The organism is Synechococcus sp. 60AY4M2, assembly GCF_002760375.1.
Classification (GTDB): domain Bacteria; phylum Cyanobacteriota; class Cyanobacteriia; order Thermostichales; family Thermostichaceae; genus Thermostichus.
On record NZ_AUMZ01000001.1, the window covers coordinates 747922 to 764425 of the forward strand.

Annotated in this window: 13 protein-coding genes, 1 tRNA gene and 2 pseudogenes; 13 read left to right on the forward strand and 3 right to left on the reverse strand. The window is 59.9% G+C overall.

The genetic code is table 11. The features are described from left to right. Positions 1-83: 83 nt before the first annotated feature. On the reverse strand, positions 84-1049 hold the full coding sequence (locus tag SYN60AY4M2_RS03235) for a LysR family transcriptional regulator (protein ID WP_011431998.1): 966 nt from the start codon (positions 1047-1049) through the stop codon (positions 84-86). Between the two features lie 124 nt (positions 1050-1173). Here SYN60AY4M2_RS03235 and SYN60AY4M2_RS03240 point away from each other — a divergent pair, with 124 nt between their 5' ends. Further along, the gene (locus SYN60AY4M2_RS03240) at positions 1174-2325 is read left to right on the forward strand and encodes a serine hydrolase domain-containing protein (protein ID WP_099813218.1); all 1152 of its coding nucleotides are present in this window, start codon (positions 1174-1176) and stop codon (positions 2323-2325) included. A gap of 133 nt (positions 2326-2458) precedes the next feature. Here the strand turns inward: SYN60AY4M2_RS03240 and SYN60AY4M2_RS14715 are convergent. Then, positions 2459-2666 (reverse strand): annotated as a pseudogene (locus SYN60AY4M2_RS14715) (hypothetical protein); the annotation flags it as partial. 50 nt (positions 2667-2716) lie between these two features. On the opposite strand from SYN60AY4M2_RS14715, the gene SYN60AY4M2_RS03250 reads away from it, so the two are divergent. The 5 genes and pseudogenes from SYN60AY4M2_RS03250 (at position 2717) to SYN60AY4M2_RS14725 (ending at position 5183) form a co-directional block, all read left to right on the forward strand. Further along, positions 2717-3295 carry an XdhC family protein gene (locus SYN60AY4M2_RS03250; RefSeq protein ID WP_049749728.1) on the forward strand — a complete coding sequence of 193 codons (579 nt, stop codon included), beginning with the start codon at positions 2717-2719 and terminating at the stop codon, positions 3293-3295. A gap of 70 nt (positions 3296-3365) precedes the next feature. After that, entirely contained in the window at positions 3366-4577 is a 1212-nt protein-coding gene (locus SYN60AY4M2_RS03255) for an RNA-guided endonuclease TnpB family protein (protein ID WP_099812270.1), read from the forward strand. A gap of 14 nt (positions 4578-4591) precedes the next feature. After that, positions 4592-4658, forward strand: a pseudogene (locus SYN60AY4M2_RS14720) (hypothetical protein); the annotation flags it as partial. A 108-nt stretch (positions 4659-4766) separates the two neighbouring features. Further along, positions 4767-4840 (forward strand) — tRNA-Met (locus SYN60AY4M2_RS03260). 73 nt (positions 4841-4913) lie between these two features. Beyond that, complete coding sequence (locus tag SYN60AY4M2_RS14725) at positions 4914-5183, forward strand: BolA/IbaG family iron-sulfur metabolism protein (RefSeq protein WP_099812271.1); 270 nt, start codon at positions 4914-4916, stop codon at positions 5181-5183. A gap of 11 nt (positions 5184-5194) precedes the next feature. On the opposite strand, the gene SYN60AY4M2_RS03270 is transcribed toward SYN60AY4M2_RS14725, so the two are convergent. Further along, on the reverse strand, positions 5195-6319 hold the full coding sequence (locus SYN60AY4M2_RS03270; RefSeq protein WP_011429861.1) for a SpoIIE family protein phosphatase: 1125 nt from the start codon (positions 6317-6319) through the stop codon (positions 5195-5197). A gap of 371 nt (positions 6320-6690) precedes the next feature. Here SYN60AY4M2_RS03270 and SYN60AY4M2_RS03275 point away from each other — a divergent pair, with 371 nt between their 5' ends. From SYN60AY4M2_RS03275 to grpE, 7 genes are all read left to right on the forward strand, one after another. Continuing rightward, a complete protein-coding gene (locus SYN60AY4M2_RS03275; RefSeq protein ID WP_228375448.1) occupies positions 6691-8496 on the forward strand; it encodes a hypothetical protein in 1806 nt (601 codons plus the stop codon). Between the two features lie 81 nt (positions 8497-8577). After that, a complete protein-coding gene (locus SYN60AY4M2_RS03280; RefSeq protein WP_099812272.1) occupies positions 8578-9618 on the forward strand; it encodes an NADP(H)-dependent aldo-keto reductase in 1041 nt (346 codons plus the stop codon). A gap of 150 nt (positions 9619-9768) precedes the next feature. After that, positions 9769-11328 (forward strand): S-layer homology domain-containing protein, encoded by a 1560-nt coding sequence (locus tag SYN60AY4M2_RS03285; protein ID WP_240527705.1) that lies wholly within the window; start codon positions 9769-9771, stop codon positions 11326-11328. Between the two features lie 130 nt (positions 11329-11458). Then, positions 11459-12403: a hypothetical protein gene (locus SYN60AY4M2_RS03290; RefSeq protein WP_168173639.1), complete on the forward strand. Its 945-nt coding sequence runs from the start codon at positions 11459-11461 to the stop codon at positions 12401-12403. A gap of 63 nt (positions 12404-12466) precedes the next feature. Beyond that, on the forward strand, positions 12467-13687 hold the full coding sequence (locus SYN60AY4M2_RS03295) for a DUF445 family protein (RefSeq protein WP_011429856.1): 1221 nt from the start codon (positions 12467-12469) through the stop codon (positions 13685-13687). A gap of 63 nt (positions 13688-13750) precedes the next feature. Beyond that, positions 13751-15412 (forward strand): 5'-nucleotidase C-terminal domain-containing protein, encoded by a 1662-nt coding sequence (locus tag SYN60AY4M2_RS03300; RefSeq protein ID WP_099812273.1) that lies wholly within the window; start codon positions 13751-13753, stop codon positions 15410-15412. A 152-nt stretch (positions 15413-15564) separates the two neighbouring features. Then, the gene (gene grpE, locus SYN60AY4M2_RS03305; protein ID WP_228375447.1) at positions 15565-16302 is read left to right on the forward strand and encodes a nucleotide exchange factor GrpE; all 738 of its coding nucleotides are present in this window, start codon (positions 15565-15567) and stop codon (positions 16300-16302) included. Positions 16303-16504: the final 202 nt, after the last annotated feature.

Consider the following 16504-nt stretch of genomic DNA (forward strand, 5'->3'; position numbering starts at 1 on the left):
CAAGTAGGGGGAGATAACGGCGGAACACTTGCAACTACCGATACAGGTATTTGACAACTTACAGAAATTTCTACAAAAAATCCCTACAGAACTGACAACAGCCCGGCAGAGGGCTGAGGGAAATGGGGATCTGTACCGGAAGCAGGCTCAACCTCAGACTGCCTGATAAGCTGGGCGGCCAACTGCAAAAACCGGCGAATGGGAGGGATCCGATAGCGATCGCTGGTGGTAACCATAACCACCTGTCGCCTCAATAGGGGGGGCTCGGTGGGTCGCACCTGCAAATCCGGATCGGCGCAGCAGTCCACCAGGGCCGACTCCGGCAGGAGGGCAATCAACTGCCCCTGTCGCACCACCCCCCGAAAGGCATCCAAGGTGTTCAGTTCCAGGGCTGCTTTCAGGGGAAGCCCCTGTCGGGCCAGATGGGATCCCACCAAGGAGCGCATGGCATAGCCATCCTTGAACACAGCCTGGGGATACTCCGCCAGCACCTTCCAGGGGATCCGCTCGTAGCGGCTGAGGGGATGGGTGGCGGGCATCAATACTTGAATTGGCTCCGAGTACAGTGGCTCCACCACCAGTTCTGCCCCCCGGGTCATCAGGGGATTCTCCATTACCAGGGCCACGTCCACCAGCCCATCCCTGAGCACCTTCAAGGCGCGGTCGCTGCCCAGAGCGGTAACCCGCAACTGCACCTCTGGGTACTCCCGGCAAAACTGTTGCAGCACCGGCGGCAGTTGATGGGCGATCAGGGAATGGATCCCGGCAATGCAGAGCTCGGTTTGCTGGCCCTGCAGCCATTCTCGAATGCTTTCCTGAGCCCGCTGCCATTCTTGACAGATGCGACGGGCATGGGGCAAAAGCCGTTCCCCGGCCACAGTTAGGGCCACCGGGCTTTTGCGATGCAACAGCGGAGCCCCCACCGCTTCTTCCAGGGCCTGGATCTGGCGGCTAATAGCCGATTGGGTCAGACCGCTGAGGCGAGCAGCGGCCAAAAAGCTGCCCGTTTCCACCACGTTCAAAAAGGCTTGCAACAACTCCAGCCGCACTCGGGATCCCTTGATGATGTAGCCTGCCGTGGTGGCATCCTAGCTGGGGAAGCGGTAGGCTTTTGTAAACACCGTTACAAGTTGTTTGTTGGACTGGGGATCCCCAAGCCAGGAGGAGAAGCAGATGGGCTGGGATCCGACCTTGCTGGAGGGGCTGCTCAACTCCGCCATTCCCCACCTTTTCCCCGCTGCCCAGGTGGTCATCCGCCACAAGGGAAGGTGTATCTACTCAAGGGCGGCAGGCCATCTCGACCCTGAGACCCGGCGCCAACCGACAACCTCGGCCACCCGTTTTGACCTGGCCTCGCTGACCAAGCTGTACACCGCCACCGCCTGCATGGCCCTGGTGGAAGCCGGAGCGTTGCTGCTGGATCAACCGGTGAGTCTCCTGTTGCCGGAGTTTCAGGGATCCCGCCCCATTGCCCCCTATGAAGATCCTCTGCAGCCGGGGAAATGGATTGCTGTGGAACCGGAATCCTTAGGCCAGCTTGTTGCAACAGAACAGGTGACGGTGCGGCAGTTGCTGGCCCACACCGCCGGTTTGCCCGCCTGGCGGCCCCTGTTTCGACAGCCCGATGCCGAATCGGCCCGGCACATGGCCCTGCACACCTTTTTGGCCTACAGGCCGGGATCCCGCAGAGTCTACAGCGATCTTGGATTGATCCTGCTGGGGCTGGCTTTGGAACGTCTGAGCGGAACCCCTCTGGATCAGATCTTGCATGCCCGGATCTTGCAGCCTCTGGGCCTGAGCCAAACTCAGTTTTATCCAGGGGATCCTTTCGACCCACCCCCTGTCTCTGTCTCTTGTGCCCCCACCGAGCTGTGTCCTTGGCGAAAGCGCCGCCTACAGGGGCAGGTTCACGACGAAAATGCCGCCCGCCTGGGCGGGATCGCCGGCCATGCCGGACTATTCGCCACGGCAGAGGAAGTAGCCGCTTTCGGAGAGAGTTTTTTGACGGGATCCCTGTTGCAGCCGCAGACGGTGAGGGAAATGACCCGCGAGCAGTTGCCTCAGCAAGGGGATGCCCACCGCTGTCACGAGCGCCGGGGTTTGGGGTTTGCCTTGCGCTCCCCGGATCCCTTGGCCAGCAGCTACCCGTTCAGCCCCAGCGCCTTCGGCCACACCGGCTTCACCGGAACCTCCCTGTGGATCGATCCAGAGCGGGAGCTGGTGGTGACGCTGCTCACCAACGCCGTCTACCACGGTCGGCAGGAGAACGGATTCCAGGCTTTCCGGGTTGCCTTCCATCAGGCCATCCTAGAGGGGCTTTCTTGATCATTGAGTCCCTGACCGTTCCCGCTAGGGTGCCGTAGGCATAACCGAGGCTGAGGTGGACGAGACCTTTTACCGACAGTTGGCAGACATGCTGATACATTTACGCTGAACACTGCTGAACATCACTGTTCAACTATGCAGCGATAGCATTCTGTTTGTTTCCATTCGCGTTAGCGGGACGGAGTCCAAACAGAATGGCGGTATCCCGCAAAGCTTTGAGTAGAATACCCAAAGCGCAGTTTCCGTGTCGTCTTACTACCAATTTTCTGCTTTGCTTTGGCTACCATGTTGGCAGACTCGAAAGTAAACAGAAAGATCAACTGGTAGTAATCCGTACTGAACATATTATACATTATTTTCAGTATAGTTGAGCTTATTATTGACTAGAGTCATGCTCTCCCGCGGGCCGCTGGTGGTAGCCACCGTGATCCGCACCCAGGGATCTGTGCCTCGCCAGGCGGGGGCGAAACTGGCTGTGGGATCCGATGGCACCCTGTTGGGCACTGTTGGCGGTGGGGCTGCCGAAGCGGAAGTCATTGCCCGAGCGCAAACCCTTTTGCAGACCGCTGTTCCCGTTGGCGATGGCGATGGGGAGTCCTCGCCGGCTGGGATGCCGGTTTCCCTCGATCTCAACAGCCCTCCCTTGGGCGTTTGCGGGGGACGGATGCACATTTGGCTACAGCGATGGCAGGGATCCCTTGCCCAAACGTTGGTGGCCCAGATCCTCCAGGCTCTGACCCAAGGGCAAAGGGCTTGGCTGATCACTCCCCTCCATCCTCAGGGGTTCCCCTACCTCAGCCTTAGCGACAGCGGTGCGGAGCACTTTGCCCCCCTGCCATCCCGCCCACAGCTCCTCGCGGGATCCTGGGTCGAGCCCCTCCTCCCTTCCCCCACCCTGCTGATCGTCGGAGCGGGCCACTGCGGCCTGTCCCTGGCCCAGGAAGGGATCCCGGAGACCGCCTTCAGCTAGAAATCGCAGGAGCCCCGCACTGTACCCGTAGGGTCAGTGTCGGGAGGAATGCGGAAGTTATGATAGAACCATGACCCAAGTCCTGACCGTCTCCTGCAAGCTCAAGGTGTCCCAGTCGCAAGCCGCAAAGTTGGATGCGACAATGGATGCCTTTGTGCAGGCGTTGAACTGGGTCAACCAAAACACACCAGAAAAAGTAGTCAACGCAGTCAAACTCCAGTCCCTTTGCTATTACCAGATTCGCGCTCGGTTTGGCTTGTCCAGTAACTTGGCTCAGCAAGTCTGCAGACGGCTGGCCGGTGCCCGTAAAGTTGCCCAACAGAAAAACCGCCCCGTCAAAGCGTTCAAGAGAGGCTTTGCGACCTACGATGCCCGTATCTTTTCGTTGCGCGAGAAAGACTGGACGGTGTCGCTGACCACGGTGGAGGGTCGGGAGCGCTTTGAGCTGGCGATTGGCCGCTACCAGAGAGAACGGCTGGCAGGCTCCAATCCCAAATCTGCCACTCTGGTCAAGCGTAAAGACGGTTCCTACTCCATTCAAATCTGTGTGGAAGCGGAGCCATCCCCACCGCAACGCACGGATAGAGTGCTGGGCGTGGATTTGGGAAGGACGGATATTGCTCATACATCGGAAGGAGATAACTGGAATGGACAGCAGTTGAACCGAATCCGAGACCACTACTCCAAGCTGAGGGCGGTACTTCAACGCAAAGCCAGTAAGGGCACCCGCAGTTCGCGGCGCAGATGCAGAGAACTGTTGCAACGGCTGTCTGGCAAGGAGAGGCGCTTTCAGGCGTGGGTCAATCATCGCATCTCCAAAGCTATTGTCTCTAGGGCAAAGGCGACAAACAGCGCTCTTGCCCTGGAAGACTTGACAGGGATTCGGGAAAGGGTCAATCAACAGCCACGCAGCAAGACAGAGCGTAGGCGGGCAAATAGTTGGGCGTTTTATCAACTCCGTCAATTTTTGGAGTACAAGGCTCTGCGTGCGGGGGTTGCTCTGATTCTTGTTCCGCCTGCCTACACCTCGCAGACCTGCCACCGGTGTTTGCACATTCATCCCGACCCTGCGCAATCCTACCGCAGTGGGAAGCAGTTTAAGTGTGGACACTGTGGATGGGAAGGGGATGCGGATTTGAATGGTGCGAATGTGATTGCGCTTTTGGGGGCTGTCGTAAACCAGCCTAGAGGTTCGGGCCTGTTTTGTTCTCTGGTAGAGCAGAGCAGGCTCAGGGCTACTGAAAGCCCGCTCCGTACCGCTTTAGCGGTCGGAGTCGGGTAGTTTACTCGGCTCTTTGCCCCCATCGGTCTGGAGATCCACGCCGAAACCCCCGCCGAGATTGCCATCAGCATCACCGCCTAGCTCATCCAGGTGCGACGGGGATCCTCGAAGACAATACCCACACAAAAGGGCGAAACTTAGGCGTAGGCTTGCCGGTTAGCCGGAGGACAAGCTAGGCTAGAAAAGCGCCGCGGGGTAGAGCAGCCTGGTAGCTCGTCGGGCTCATAACCCGAAGGTCACTGGTTCAAATCCAGTCCCCGCTATAGGAACTCAACATCTGCAGGCATTGGGAGAGCTTCTCTAAGTTGTCTTGAGCCGAAGCTAGGAAGACGGTGCATGGATCCGCGGGAAATCGAGGCGTTGATACAGGCTGCCCTGCCCGGAGCCAAGGTGCAGGTAGAAGATACAGTTGGCGATGGCAACCATTTTCAGGCTGTCGTCGTAGCTGAGCAATTCCAAGGCCTCCCCCTCATCAAACAGCACCGGCTGGTGAACGAGGCCTTGAAGCCCTACCTTCAGGATGGCCGTCTCCACGCCCTAGCCCTCCGTACCTTTACCCCTAGCCAGTGGGAGCAGCTTCGGAGAGCAGCCCCCGGCTCAGCTTGAGCGGGCTTGCACTAGCCAAAGCTAATACGGAGCAGAGAAAAATCATCCTCAAGATCGGCCTTGCCGCGGAAAGACTGAATGTGCTGCAGAACGTGATCGAGGCCAACGCAGGCATGCTTGCTTAGGAAGGACTTCCAGTTCTCTATCCCCCAGATCCCTTCCGAGCTGGACACTTCGTAAACCCCGTCGCTGAACACGTAGAGACAACTGTTGGCCGGGATCCGGACTTCGTCCCTAGCAAAGTCCTGATCGGGCAAAATGCCAATGGGCAAATTGGGGGTCTTCAGCTCTAGGGGGATGGGGTCTGATTGCGCAACCAACAGAGCGGGGGGGTGGCCAGCGCTGGCAAAAGAAAGCAAGCGAGATCCCGGCTGATAGACCCCATACCAAAGGGTGAAGTACATTTCATGGTGGGATCCCATTGGGAAGGATTGGTTGAGGGCGCGCAACACCGCATCCGGCTGCCGCAGGTCTGTATCGGGCAGGCTCTGGGAACGCAACTGGTTCATCACCGACACCGACAACAACGCGGATCCCACCCCGTGCCCTGACACATCTAGCAGGTAGATGGCCAGGTGATCCTCGTCTAGCCAGTGGTAGTTAAACGAATCCCCCCCCAGCTCCTGGGAGGGCAAAAAGCACCACTCAATCGCTATTTGGTGAGGTGGGAAGTCGGCCGGCTTGGGCAAAAGCGAACGCACATAGCTGGCTGCTTCGGCCAACTCCGCCCGCAGTCGGGCCGTTTGCTGCTGCAGGTCATAGCTGAGCTGGTGCAAGCGCAGCCCAGCCCGCACCCGCGCCCGCAATTCATTGGGATCGATGGGCTTGCTGAGGAACTCATCTGCCCCGGCATCCAGGCCCTGGATGCGGTCTTCGACTTCGGTGCGAGCGGTAAGCAAAATAAAGAAGGTGGTGGAAAACTTGGGATCCGCCTTGATGCGCCGGCAGACCTCCAGCCCATCCATATCCGGCATCATCCAGTCACAGATAATCAGCCCCGGGGTTAGGAGATGAGCTTTCTCCAGCCCTTCCAAGCCACCGCTGGCCATCTCGACGGTGTAGCCCTGCCGCTCCAGGGATCGCTTCAACACCAGCCGAATCGTGGGATCGTCGTCCACAATCAAAATGGCCGTCATGACCACTGCACCTCAATCCCGAATCAACCCGAATTAAAACGCAACTCTAGCCCGTACTGGTAGGCAGACCGTTTATCCTAGCCCAGGAGTTGCGGCAGAAAAACCGGCTTGGAGGGCGGTTAGCGGAAAAGCCTCAGCAACCTCATCCCCCAGAGCTAAAGTTGCGTATCCCTTAGTGGATCCCTAAAACCGTGGTTGCACGCTACCCAAAAGCTGACCGTTTCAAGATACTGGTGGGAATAGATAACAGCGGGGGGGTTTTTGGGCAGATTCTGCTTTAGAGACTTCCATTGGACAAAGAGATACGGATCACATCTTATCCATCCTTTGCCGGTCTAGAGTGAACTTTGAGGTTAAACGGCCTTGGCTGCATGAGCGCGTCTCCTCTACCGTTATCTCCTCCGTCCGTTCGGGATTCGCAGGCGGCTTCAGCCGCGGCACCCCGCCAAGCTCCCAGGGGAGAAATCCGGCTGGAGGATCTGGACGAGAAGCAATTGCTGGCCGGCCTGTCGTCGGTGGTGCTCAACCCGGCAGCTTGGAGTTGCTTTAGCATCAGTGAAACCAGCCGCTTGCTACGCCCCCTGCAAATTTGCCCCGACTTGACCGGAACTCCCGTTCTCTCCCCAGGCGCCACTGCTGAAGTTGTCTATAAGTTCCTGCTGAGCGACGGTCGGATTGGAACCATGAAGGGGCTGATCTCGATCGAAGACTTTCGCAGCAAGCGGCTGCATTCTATTTACGAGGAACTGCGTATTGAAAAAATCATACCGGTTTTTAACGAAGCGGTTGTCGAGCAGATCATCGATCAGTTGAAGCCGATTTTTGCCCGCGACCTGGACGAGCTGCTTTGGCAAGAAAGTTTTTACTTCACCCCTCAAGATCTACGCCAGCCGGAATTCTTGTTGCGCGGCCTGCGGCCCGAGGCGATCCCACGCCGCTTTCGGCCGCACCTGCAAAGGGTGTACTCCCACATCATAGGGGTGTGTCGCAGCTTGCCCAACATCGCTTTCCAACTGTGTCTGCGGGCCTACCTGGAGTACAACGAGGTCAAAAACAAGCATCTGTTGGCAATTCTGCTCAGCAAGTATTTTTACACGCTCTATCGCATCGGTGGACTGGACGGTTGGAAAAGTCGGGATCCGGTGGAAGTGGGATCCCTCTACTCTTCCAATCGACGGGCTCGGCTGCAGGCTCTTTCTCACCTGCTGACGCTGGACAACGACAGCGACGAACCGCTGGCAAGCCTTGGGGATCCAGGGCCGCGCGGCAGCTATTTCAGTGGAGAGGGGGAGCCTGCTGCTGGCGAGGTGCCGAGCGCAGAAGAGATCGAAAAGCTGCGGCAAGATGTGGAGGCAGCGCGCAGCCAGGCCGCCGAGGCCCAGCAGCTGGTAGCCCAATATCAAGAAGAGAAAAAACAAGAGCTGCTCAACCGCCTGCAGGATCCCAATAAGTTTCTCCTTTTCAGCCTCCATCAATTTTTCGACACTCTCCTCACATCCCTGCCGGTGGAGGTGAAAAGCGAGTACGGAGCCGTCTGGGTGCCCCGCACTTCCCACTTGGACGAAAAAGAGCGGGACAAGCTGACCGAACATTTGCACCAGATTACCAGCGAGGCCTATTTGCTGAGCATCCCCTTTGCCGAGGCGACGATCATTGGCTATTGGCGGGTTTTGGCCGATTCGTTCTACAACCAATGGGTTTTGAATCAGTACAAGCAGTTGCAAAGCTACGGAGTGGATCTAGAGCAGCAGGGCATCCAAATCCTGGAGCGCGAACGATTTTTAGATGAAGTGCAACTGCGCTTTGCTGGCCGCCACCGCGAGATCGTGACTCAAAATGTGGAGAAGATCAGCCAAATTGTGGTAGACAGCCTGGCCAAGCGGGTGGCCCTCAACACCAGCCAACAGAGCTTTCAAGCCATGCGAGCCAAATTGGCCACCGTTTTGGATATGGAGATCTCCCGCAAGGACATGGCGCAGGTACGGCGGCTGATCGACTACTTCACGGATGTGTTTTTGGGCAAGCGGGAGGAGCTGCGCTCGCCCTATCCGGTGGGCACCATCTTGCAAGTAAGGGCAGCCATCGAGCTGCGTCCCCCCGACAGTCGCACCCGCATTGGCCTGGAAATCCTAAACCAGATCTACCGCGAGTACATGCCTGTGCTGCAGCAAGAGTAGGGGCAGGGATCCCAGGGGCTGGCAAGTTTTGGGCACAATGGGGACTGGTGTGCTGTTTAGGGTTGGAGACGGCAAGTTCCCATGCGCTACCGCCAGCTTGGCCACAGTCCTCTGCAGGTTTCGGAGATCTGCCTCGGCACTATGACGTTTGGTGAGCAGAATACCCAGACTGAGGCTTGGGAACAGCTCGATTACGCAGTAGAACACGGGATCAACTTCATCGATACGGCTGAGATGTACCCGGTGCCGGCGCGGGCGGAAACCCAGGGAGCCACAGAACGCTACATCGGCGAGTGGTTGCAGCACCAGCCGCGGGAGCGCCTTGTCATCGCCACCAAGATCACCGGCCCGGGGCGGCCCTGGCACTGGATCCGCGGCGGGTCTCTCTCGATTAGCCGCAACAACCTCAAACAGGCGGTGGCCGGCAGCCTCAAGCGCCTGAAAACCGACTACATCGACCTCTACCAAATCCACTGGCCGGATCGCTATGTGCCCCTGTTTGGGGGCGTGGCCTACGATCCCTCTCAAGAGCGGCCCACGGTTCCCATTGCCGAGCAACTGCAGGGTCTGGCGGAACTGGTGCAGGAGGGCCTGGTGCGCTACATCGGCCTGAGCAACGAAACCCCTTGGGGAGTCTGCGAGTTCTGCCACGTGGCCGAGCAGTTGGGCTTGCCCAGGGTAGTCTCGATTCAAAACGCCTATAGCCTCCTCAACCGCACCTTTGAGATGGGGCTGGCGGAGGTCTGTCGCCACGAACAGGTAGGGCTGCTGGCCTACAGCCCCCTGGCCTTTGGGCTGCTGACGGGCAAATACCTGGGGGGCGCCAAGCCGCCGGGATCCCGTTTGGCCCTGTTCGAGGGCTTTGGCCAGCGCTACCGCAAGCCCAATGTGGAAGAGGCCGTGGCTGCCTACGTGCGCATTGCCCGCCAGCACGGCCTGAGCCCTGCCCAGTTGGCTTTGGCCTTTGTGCGCAGCCGTTGGTTTGTCACCAGCACCATCATCGGGGCCACCAACCTGGCCCAGCTCAAGGAAAACCTCAGTTGCCTCGAGGTGGAGCTGTCGCCTGCGATCCTGGCAGAAATTGAGGCGGTGCACCAGCGCTACCCCAATCCCGCCCCGTGAAACTTCGGAAACCGATAGAACTTTTCAGGAGATTTTTTCGTCTAGGGTTACGGAGTGGGTAACTCCATCCGGCTCTTCTTCGATTGTTGATTGTTTGGGCCGATGTCTTTTCTTAGAGCCTTTCTAGCAGGTAGCGAGGAGTTGTAGGGGATGCGTGAGTTTTCTCTTTGGCAAAGTTGGAAGGCGGCAGCCGTGATAGCGAGCTGGGGCAGTTTGTTGCTGGTTGCGGATCCCGTTTGGGCGCAACTTTCCGATATCAGCACCTACTGGGGCGCCCAGTACATCGCCGGGCTCAATGAGCGGCAGATCATCGGCGGCTTCCCAGACGGCACCTTTCGCCCCAACGAGTCGATTACGCGGGCCCAGTTTGCCGTTATCGTCACCAAAGCTTTTGGGCTAGATACCAACGTCCCTGTGCGCCCCTTTGCCGATCCCATTCCCAGTTGGGCAGCTCCCTCCATCGGCGCGGCGGCAGCAGCGGGGTTGGTTTCCGGCTTTCCCGACGGCACCTTCCGTCCCAACGATGTCCTCACCCGCGCCCAGGCCATCACCGTTCTGACCCGCGCCGCCACCAACGGCAGGCTCCTCGAGGATCCCGGTCAAATTGAAGCCATTCTGTCCGGCTTTACCGATGCCAATTTGGTTCCCAATTTTGCCCGCGCCCCCATCGCGACAGCAGTTCAAGAAGGTCTGTTGGTGCTCTACCCTGATCCCACCCGACTGAATGCCCAGGCGGTGGCCACGCGGGGGGAAGTGGCGGCTCTCACCTACCAAGCGCTGGCCAAGGTGGGCCGGGTGCCCAGCCTAGACCCGCCTGTGGGAGCTGCCATCCCCGAGCCAGGGATCCGCACCGAGCTTCTGGCTCAGGTCCCCCCCACGCCTGAGCCCCTGGCCACGCCGGATATCCCCGTGGAGCCGCTGGTGGAAACGCTGCCCGCCGCCCCAGAGGTGAGAACTTTCTTTGCCCGCGAGGAGCTGGGATCCGTCAAGCCGGGAGATACCTTGACGGTGTATTTGCTGGGATCGCCAGGGGCGCAGGCGTCTTTCTCCATTCCCGGCATTGCCTACAACCTGCCCCTGCAGGAAACCCGCCCCGGCCAATACGAGGGCAGCTACACCTTCCGCAGCCAAGACCGGGCCTCGGAAGCGCCAGTATTTGCCCGTCTGGAGCGGAATGGGCTGGTGACCCTGGTGCGATTGCCGGACAAAACCATCAGCATCGGTCGGGTGACCGACACCACCTTCCCCACCATCAGCGACCTGGCGCCGCCCAACGGAGCGGTGACCGACAACCCGCGCCCATCCATCTCCGCTCGCTTTCAAGATGACCAGGGAATCGACCTCAATAGCTTTACCCTGCTGGTGAACAACGTGGACGTTACCGCCCAAGCTCAGCTCAGCCGCACCGGCTTCGCCTACACCCCAGCCGAGCCGCTGCCCACCGATCGACCGACCTTGATTGCCGTCCAAATTGCCGATACCAGCGGCAACACCGCCATCCAGCAGTGGTCTTTCCAGGTGCAGGCCGCCCAGCCCACACCCACTCCAACGCCCACCCCTACTCCAACACCCACCCCTACTCCAACACCCACCCCTACTCCAACACCCACGCCCACACCGGAAGCGACTCCGACCGCAACAGCAACGCCTACCCCCACCCCAGAGCCTGTAGTGGAGCCTTTGCCTTCTCCCTCTCCCAGCCCTTCTTAGGCAAGAGGGATCCCATGAACAGGCTTTAGTGGTGTTTTAAAGGCCAATGGGTTGCCCCTAGATACTACATCTAGTGGGCACGAGCTGGTCAGGATGCTAAGCTACTGCCAGTTGTGACTGGACGGGATCCATGAGCTCAGCGTTGCAGCCGTTTTTGCCGTCGTGGCAAAGGGTTGGCTTTGGGTGGCTGGTGAGTGGGGTGTTGTGGGCTGCGGCGGTCGCTCCCATCACTGCCCAGCAGTTCGAGTTCACGCCCCAAGCCCCTCAGCCAAATCCCGTCCCTACCCTGCCTCTGCTCAGCAACCCGCCCGGCTCCACGGCTCCGCAAGCCCTGCCGCCTGTGCCTCAGGTGCCGCAAATGCCCCTCACGGGGGATCCCCTCCCCCCACCGGGGGATCCGAGCCCGGCCCCAATTCCGGTGGTGCCCGTTCAAGCGGCCCCAGGTGGACCAGCTCCGCCAGGCGAAGCCTACTCCTATCAACGGCGGCCCGACCTCAGCCCAGGGGGGAACCTGGCTGGGGCCGCGCGGGGCGAGCTGCCTGCCGGCACCCGTATTCCTCTTACGGTCTACCGACCCATCACCTTCCAGCCCTACCAGGCCATCAGCGCCAACCTGGAAGTCTCCGAGCCAGTGCTGGATCGCTTTGGCCAGGTGGTGATCCCGCCAGGGAGTGTGGTGTGGGGCACCTTTGAGCCGGTTTACAGGCCCAGGGATCCCCTCAGTCGTGGCGAAGACAATGCCGACCTGCGGAAACAGATCCTCGGCAACCGCTTTGTGGCCAACCGCCTCACCATCGGCCCTTCTACCTATCTCATTAGAGGCCAGTCTGCACTGCTCCCGGTTGGGTTGGATCGCAACGCCGATGTGGGCACCACCGTCGCCCGTGGGGCGGGCTATGGGGCGGCGGGCGGGTTGGCCTTGGGGGTGCTCACAGGGGGATGGGGCTTTTTGCCCATCCTGGCCGGCGGCCTGGCGGGTGCTGCTGCAGGTAGTACCAACATCGACCGGGTGGTGACGCTGCAGCCCAACACCCTGGTGGAACTGGAACTGAGCGAGAGCCTGATCATCCAATAGCCTTGACAAGAAGCGAGCAGGAGCGGGTCGGTAGAGTAGAGAAGATCCCCCCAAGTTTGCTCCATGGCCCTTTGGATCTACGTCGTGCCCCCCCTGGCCGGGCTGGTGATCGGCTATTTCACCAACGACATCGCCATCAAGATGCTCTTCCGGCCCTACCGGGCCTATCGGATTTTCGGCTGGCGCATCCCCTTCACGCCCGGCCTGATCCCGCAGAACCAGCCCCGCCTGGCCAAGCAGATTGCCAAGACCATCATGGGATCCCTGCTCACGCCAGAGGAGCTGCACAATCTGGCCCGCAAGCTGCTGCGAACTGAGCGCATGCAGGCAGGGATCCGCTGGCTGCTGGGGGTGGCGCTGGATCGGCTGCAAAACCCCGAGCAACAGCAGCAAACCGCTCAGGTGCTGGCGCGCATCTTGGCCGATCTGTTCAACGAGTCGTTGCCCCGCCTGGTGAAGGTGCTCGCCCGCCAGGAGACTTTTTTGGAGGGGCCGATTAACCAACTGTTCGACCAGGTGCTGCTAGAGCTGCGCCTCAACGCCGAGCAAGCCCGGCAGCTTTCGGAGTGGATCCTGAAGCAGGCGCTGCCCCCCAAGGTGTTGCGGCAGAACCTGGTGGATTTTCTCACCGATCGCAACATCGAAGCTTTGGATGAAGAATTTCGCGAGCGGGCCACCGGCTCCTACTGGCTGGTGGCCAACTTGTTTGGCCTCAAAAACGCCCTGCTGCGCCTGCGCACCTATTGCCTGGAGGAGCCGGAAGGGGCAGAGGCCATCTTGGAAGATCTGCTCAAAGACATCAACGCCCCCCGCCGCCTGACCGAGATCCTGCAGAACCTCTCCCTGCAAAACCTGCCGGTTTCCGCCGTACGTCAGTTGCGCCGTGCCCTGCGCGATGGGATCCAAGATTACCTGCGCAGCCAAGGGCCAGAGGTTATCAAGGGGCTGGGGGAGAGCATCGATTGGGAAAAAGTGGCCAGCCTGGTGTTGGGTCGCCTGCGCAACTCCAAGGCGCTGATCGCCTCCATCGATCAGATCAGCGCCGACCTGGCTTTGATCCTGGAGCGCTACCTAGAGCGGGATCTGGAATCGCTGATGATGCAGGTGATCCCCGTGTTGAACTTAGATCAGGTGATTGCCGACAAAGTCAACGCCACCTCCCCTGCTGAGCTGGAGCAGGCCATTCAGCAAATTGTGCGCCAGGAACTGCAGGCCATCGTCAACTTGGGGGGGCTGTTGGGTTTTTTGGTGGGCTGCGTGCAGGTGCTGTTTTTGCTGAGGTGACGGCCCCCTTCCCCAGAAAACGGGAGCTTGGATTGCGGCTTTTGCTTCAGTTATGATATTGGAATGCGGTTAACAATTCTCCACACTTCCGATCTCCACGCCAACCTGCATCCCTGGAACTACTTTGCCGGGATCCCTGCAGAACATGGCTTGGCCAAGCTGGCCACCCTGATCAAGCGTGTGCGAGCAGCCAGCGAGGATCCAGTGTTGCTCATCGACAGCGGCGACACGATCCAGGGATCCCCCTTGGGCACCTACTATGCCCAGGTGGAGCGGGTCTCCCCCCATCCCATGGCCCACGCCCTCAACGCCCTCGGCTACGACGCCTTTACCCCCGGCAACCACGACTTTAACTTTGGGCTGCAGGTGCTGCAGGATTTCACCGCCGATCTCCGCTGTCCCACCCTGTGCGCCAATATTCTCCGCCACAACGGGGATCCGCTGTTTCGCCCTTACCTCATCCGAGAAGAGGCCGGGATCCGCGTCGGCCTGCTGGGGCTGACCACCCCCCGCATCGACACCTGGGAGCGGCCCGACTACATTGCGGGGCTGCGCTTTGCCCCCTTGCTGGAAACTGCCCAGCACTACCTGTCGCTGCTACGGCCCCAGGTGGACGTGTTGGTGCTGATCCTGCACAGCGGTTCCAGCCAACTGCCTCCCCTGCGCAGCCCTGAGGGCTGGCGCAGCCCGGATCGCCGCGGCTGGGCCAGCAACAAAAGCTTGGTGGGGGAAAACGAGCTGCTGGCCCTGGCCGAGCTCGAGGGCATCGACGTCATCCTCTCCGGCCACACCCATCAGACCATTGCCGGCCTGGGGGGGGCCAAGGCCCTGGTGGTGCAGCCCGGCTACTGGGGCAGCCACCTTTCCCACGTGTCTTTGGAGCTGGAGCGCCACGGCGGACGCTGGCAAGTTATCGGGAAAACTGCCCAGTTGCTGGCTGCGGAAGGGATCCCTGCCGATCCCGAACTCCTGGCCCTGACAGAGCCCTACCACCAGGCCACCTTGCGCTACATCCGCCAGCCCATTGGGCAGGCCCGTTGTGCCTATCGCGGCGGGCTGGCAGCCCGTTTCGGGGCCAACCCCCTAGCAGAGCTGCTCCATCAGGCCCAACTGCAGGCGGTACGGGAGGCCGGCCTTTCGGCGGAGCTCTCCCTGGTCAACATCTGCAGCAGTGCCGGCCTGGCAGCGGGCCCCATCTTTCTGCAAGACGCCTACAGCCTCACCGTTTACGACAACACCCTCTGCGTCTTGGAGATCACCGGCGACATCTTGCGACGCGCCCTCGAGCAGACCGCTGGCTATTTTCGCCAGTTGGATCCCGAGCATCTCCCGGCAGATCCCGCCTCTGTCGTCGCCCCCGAAGCCCGCGGCTACACCTTCGACCTCTACCACGGCATCGACTACTGCTTCGATCTCACCCGCCCTGTAGGCGAGCGCTTGGTGACCCTACAATTTCGCGGCCAGCCGGTGCAGCCGGATCAGACCTTTCGCCTGGCCATCAACCACTACCGCGCCGGCGGTGGGGGGGGCTACAGTATGTTCCAAGAAGCCCAAACCCTCTGGATCTCCGCCGACAGCATCCGCGACTTTCTCGCCCGCCACATTCACACCCATTCCCCCATCCAGCCCATCTACCGCCACAACTGGCACCTCATTCCCAACTTGGCCGAGATCTACTTTCCCCAGAGCTTGGGCCAGCTCCAGGACAGCCTGCTGGTAGGCTAGAACAACTAGGGATCTCAACTGGCTGGCAGAGGAGTCGGTAGAATACGATCAGCACAGAGCCCAGTTTGGCTGATTGCGACGCTGGTTTTGAGACTGCCAAACTGTCGGCACCCGACGTTACTGCTCCTTAATCACGCTTGTCGACATAACCCATGACTGCTGAAGAAAAGCAACCGATGCCCACAGAAGATGCCTATCCTGAACTCCAGGAAGAGGAAATCGACGTAGAAGCAGAGCTGGAGAAGCTGATTTTGGAAGACCGTGAAGCGGAAGCCAGCACCTCCTCTGGCGAAGCCAGCGCTGAGGCTTCTCAGGATCTCAGCGAAACCTTAAAGCAGCTCCAGCAGGAGTTGGAAATAACGCGCCAGCAACTGAAAGAGAAGGAAGAGTCCTACATCCGCCTCTATGCCGATTTTGAGAACTACCGACGGCGTACCCAGCGGGAAAAAGAGGAGTTCAGCCAAAAAGAACGGCAGAAATTTGTGCTGGAGATCCTGCCTGTGGTGGATAGCTTTGAGCGGGCGCAGCAGCAGTTAAAGCTGGAGACCGACCGCGAGCGGGAGGTGCACAACAGCTACCAAAGCGTCTATCGCTTGCTGGTGGAATGCTTGAAAAAGATGGGCGTATCCCGCATGAAATCGGTAGGCCAGCCCTTCGATCCTAACCTGCACGAGGCCATAGCCCGCCAGCCCAGCAGCGAGTACCCCGAAGATGTGGTGGCCGTCGAATATCAACCGGGCTACAAGCTGGGGGACTTGGTGATTCGCCACGCCATGGTGGCTGTCTCGTCGGGCAGCCCAACCTCTGAACCGTCTCCCTCAGACCCAGCCACCCCCAAACCCGAGCCGGAAAGCACGCCTGCCTCTCCCCAAAACCCCCAACATTCGTGACGTACTCCCGCACTCATGCTGACGCATAGAGTGCGGGCTTCCCAGTGACTCCTGCCCGATAGCAGGACATTTCCTGAGCTTGAAGAACGGGACGCCCCACCGCTCTAGATTTGATGACCCTCGCCGAGCTGTGATCCCTGCCAATCCTCAACCCACAGTGCGGACAATCGTGCCACCGCTCATGCAGCTCTTTGGGCACCTC

Excerpts from the sequence above, each read along its gene's own strand:
- SYN60AY4M2_RS03270 (WP_011429861.1), bottom strand. The coding sequence starts at position 6,319 with ATGACGGCCATTTTGATTGTGGACGACGATCCCACGATTCGGCTGGTG.
- SYN60AY4M2_RS03285 (WP_240527705.1), top strand. The coding sequence starts at position 9,769 with ATGCGTGAGTTTTCTCTTTGGCAAAGTTGGAAGGCGGCAGCCGTGATA.
- SYN60AY4M2_RS14725 (WP_099812271.1), top strand. The coding sequence starts at position 4,914 with ATGGATCCGCGGGAAATCGAGGCGTTGATACAGGCTGCCCTGCCCGGA.
- SYN60AY4M2_RS03275 (WP_228375448.1), top strand. The coding sequence starts at position 6,691 with ATGAGCGCGTCTCCTCTACCGTTATCTCCTCCGTCCGTTCGGGATTCG.
- SYN60AY4M2_RS03295 (WP_011429856.1), top strand. The coding sequence starts at position 12,467 with ATGGCCCTTTGGATCTACGTCGTGCCCCCCCTGGCCGGGCTGGTGATC.
- SYN60AY4M2_RS03290 (WP_168173639.1), top strand. The coding sequence starts at position 11,459 with ATGAGCTCAGCGTTGCAGCCGTTTTTGCCGTCGTGGCAAAGGGTTGGC.
- SYN60AY4M2_RS03300 (WP_099812273.1), top strand. The coding sequence starts at position 13,751 with ATGCGGTTAACAATTCTCCACACTTCCGATCTCCACGCCAACCTGCAT.
- SYN60AY4M2_RS03255 (WP_099812270.1), top strand. The coding sequence starts at position 3,366 with ATGACCCAAGTCCTGACCGTCTCCTGCAAGCTCAAGGTGTCCCAGTCG.
- SYN60AY4M2_RS03250 (WP_049749728.1), top strand. The coding sequence starts at position 2,717 with ATGCTCTCCCGCGGGCCGCTGGTGGTAGCCACCGTGATCCGCACCCAG.
- SYN60AY4M2_RS03240 (WP_099813218.1), top strand. The coding sequence starts at position 1,174 with ATGGGCTGGGATCCGACCTTGCTGGAGGGGCTGCTCAACTCCGCCATT.
- SYN60AY4M2_RS03280 (WP_099812272.1), top strand. The coding sequence starts at position 8,578 with ATGCGCTACCGCCAGCTTGGCCACAGTCCTCTGCAGGTTTCGGAGATC.
- grpE (WP_228375447.1), top strand. The coding sequence starts at position 15,565 with ATGACTGCTGAAGAAAAGCAACCGATGCCCACAGAAGATGCCTATCCT.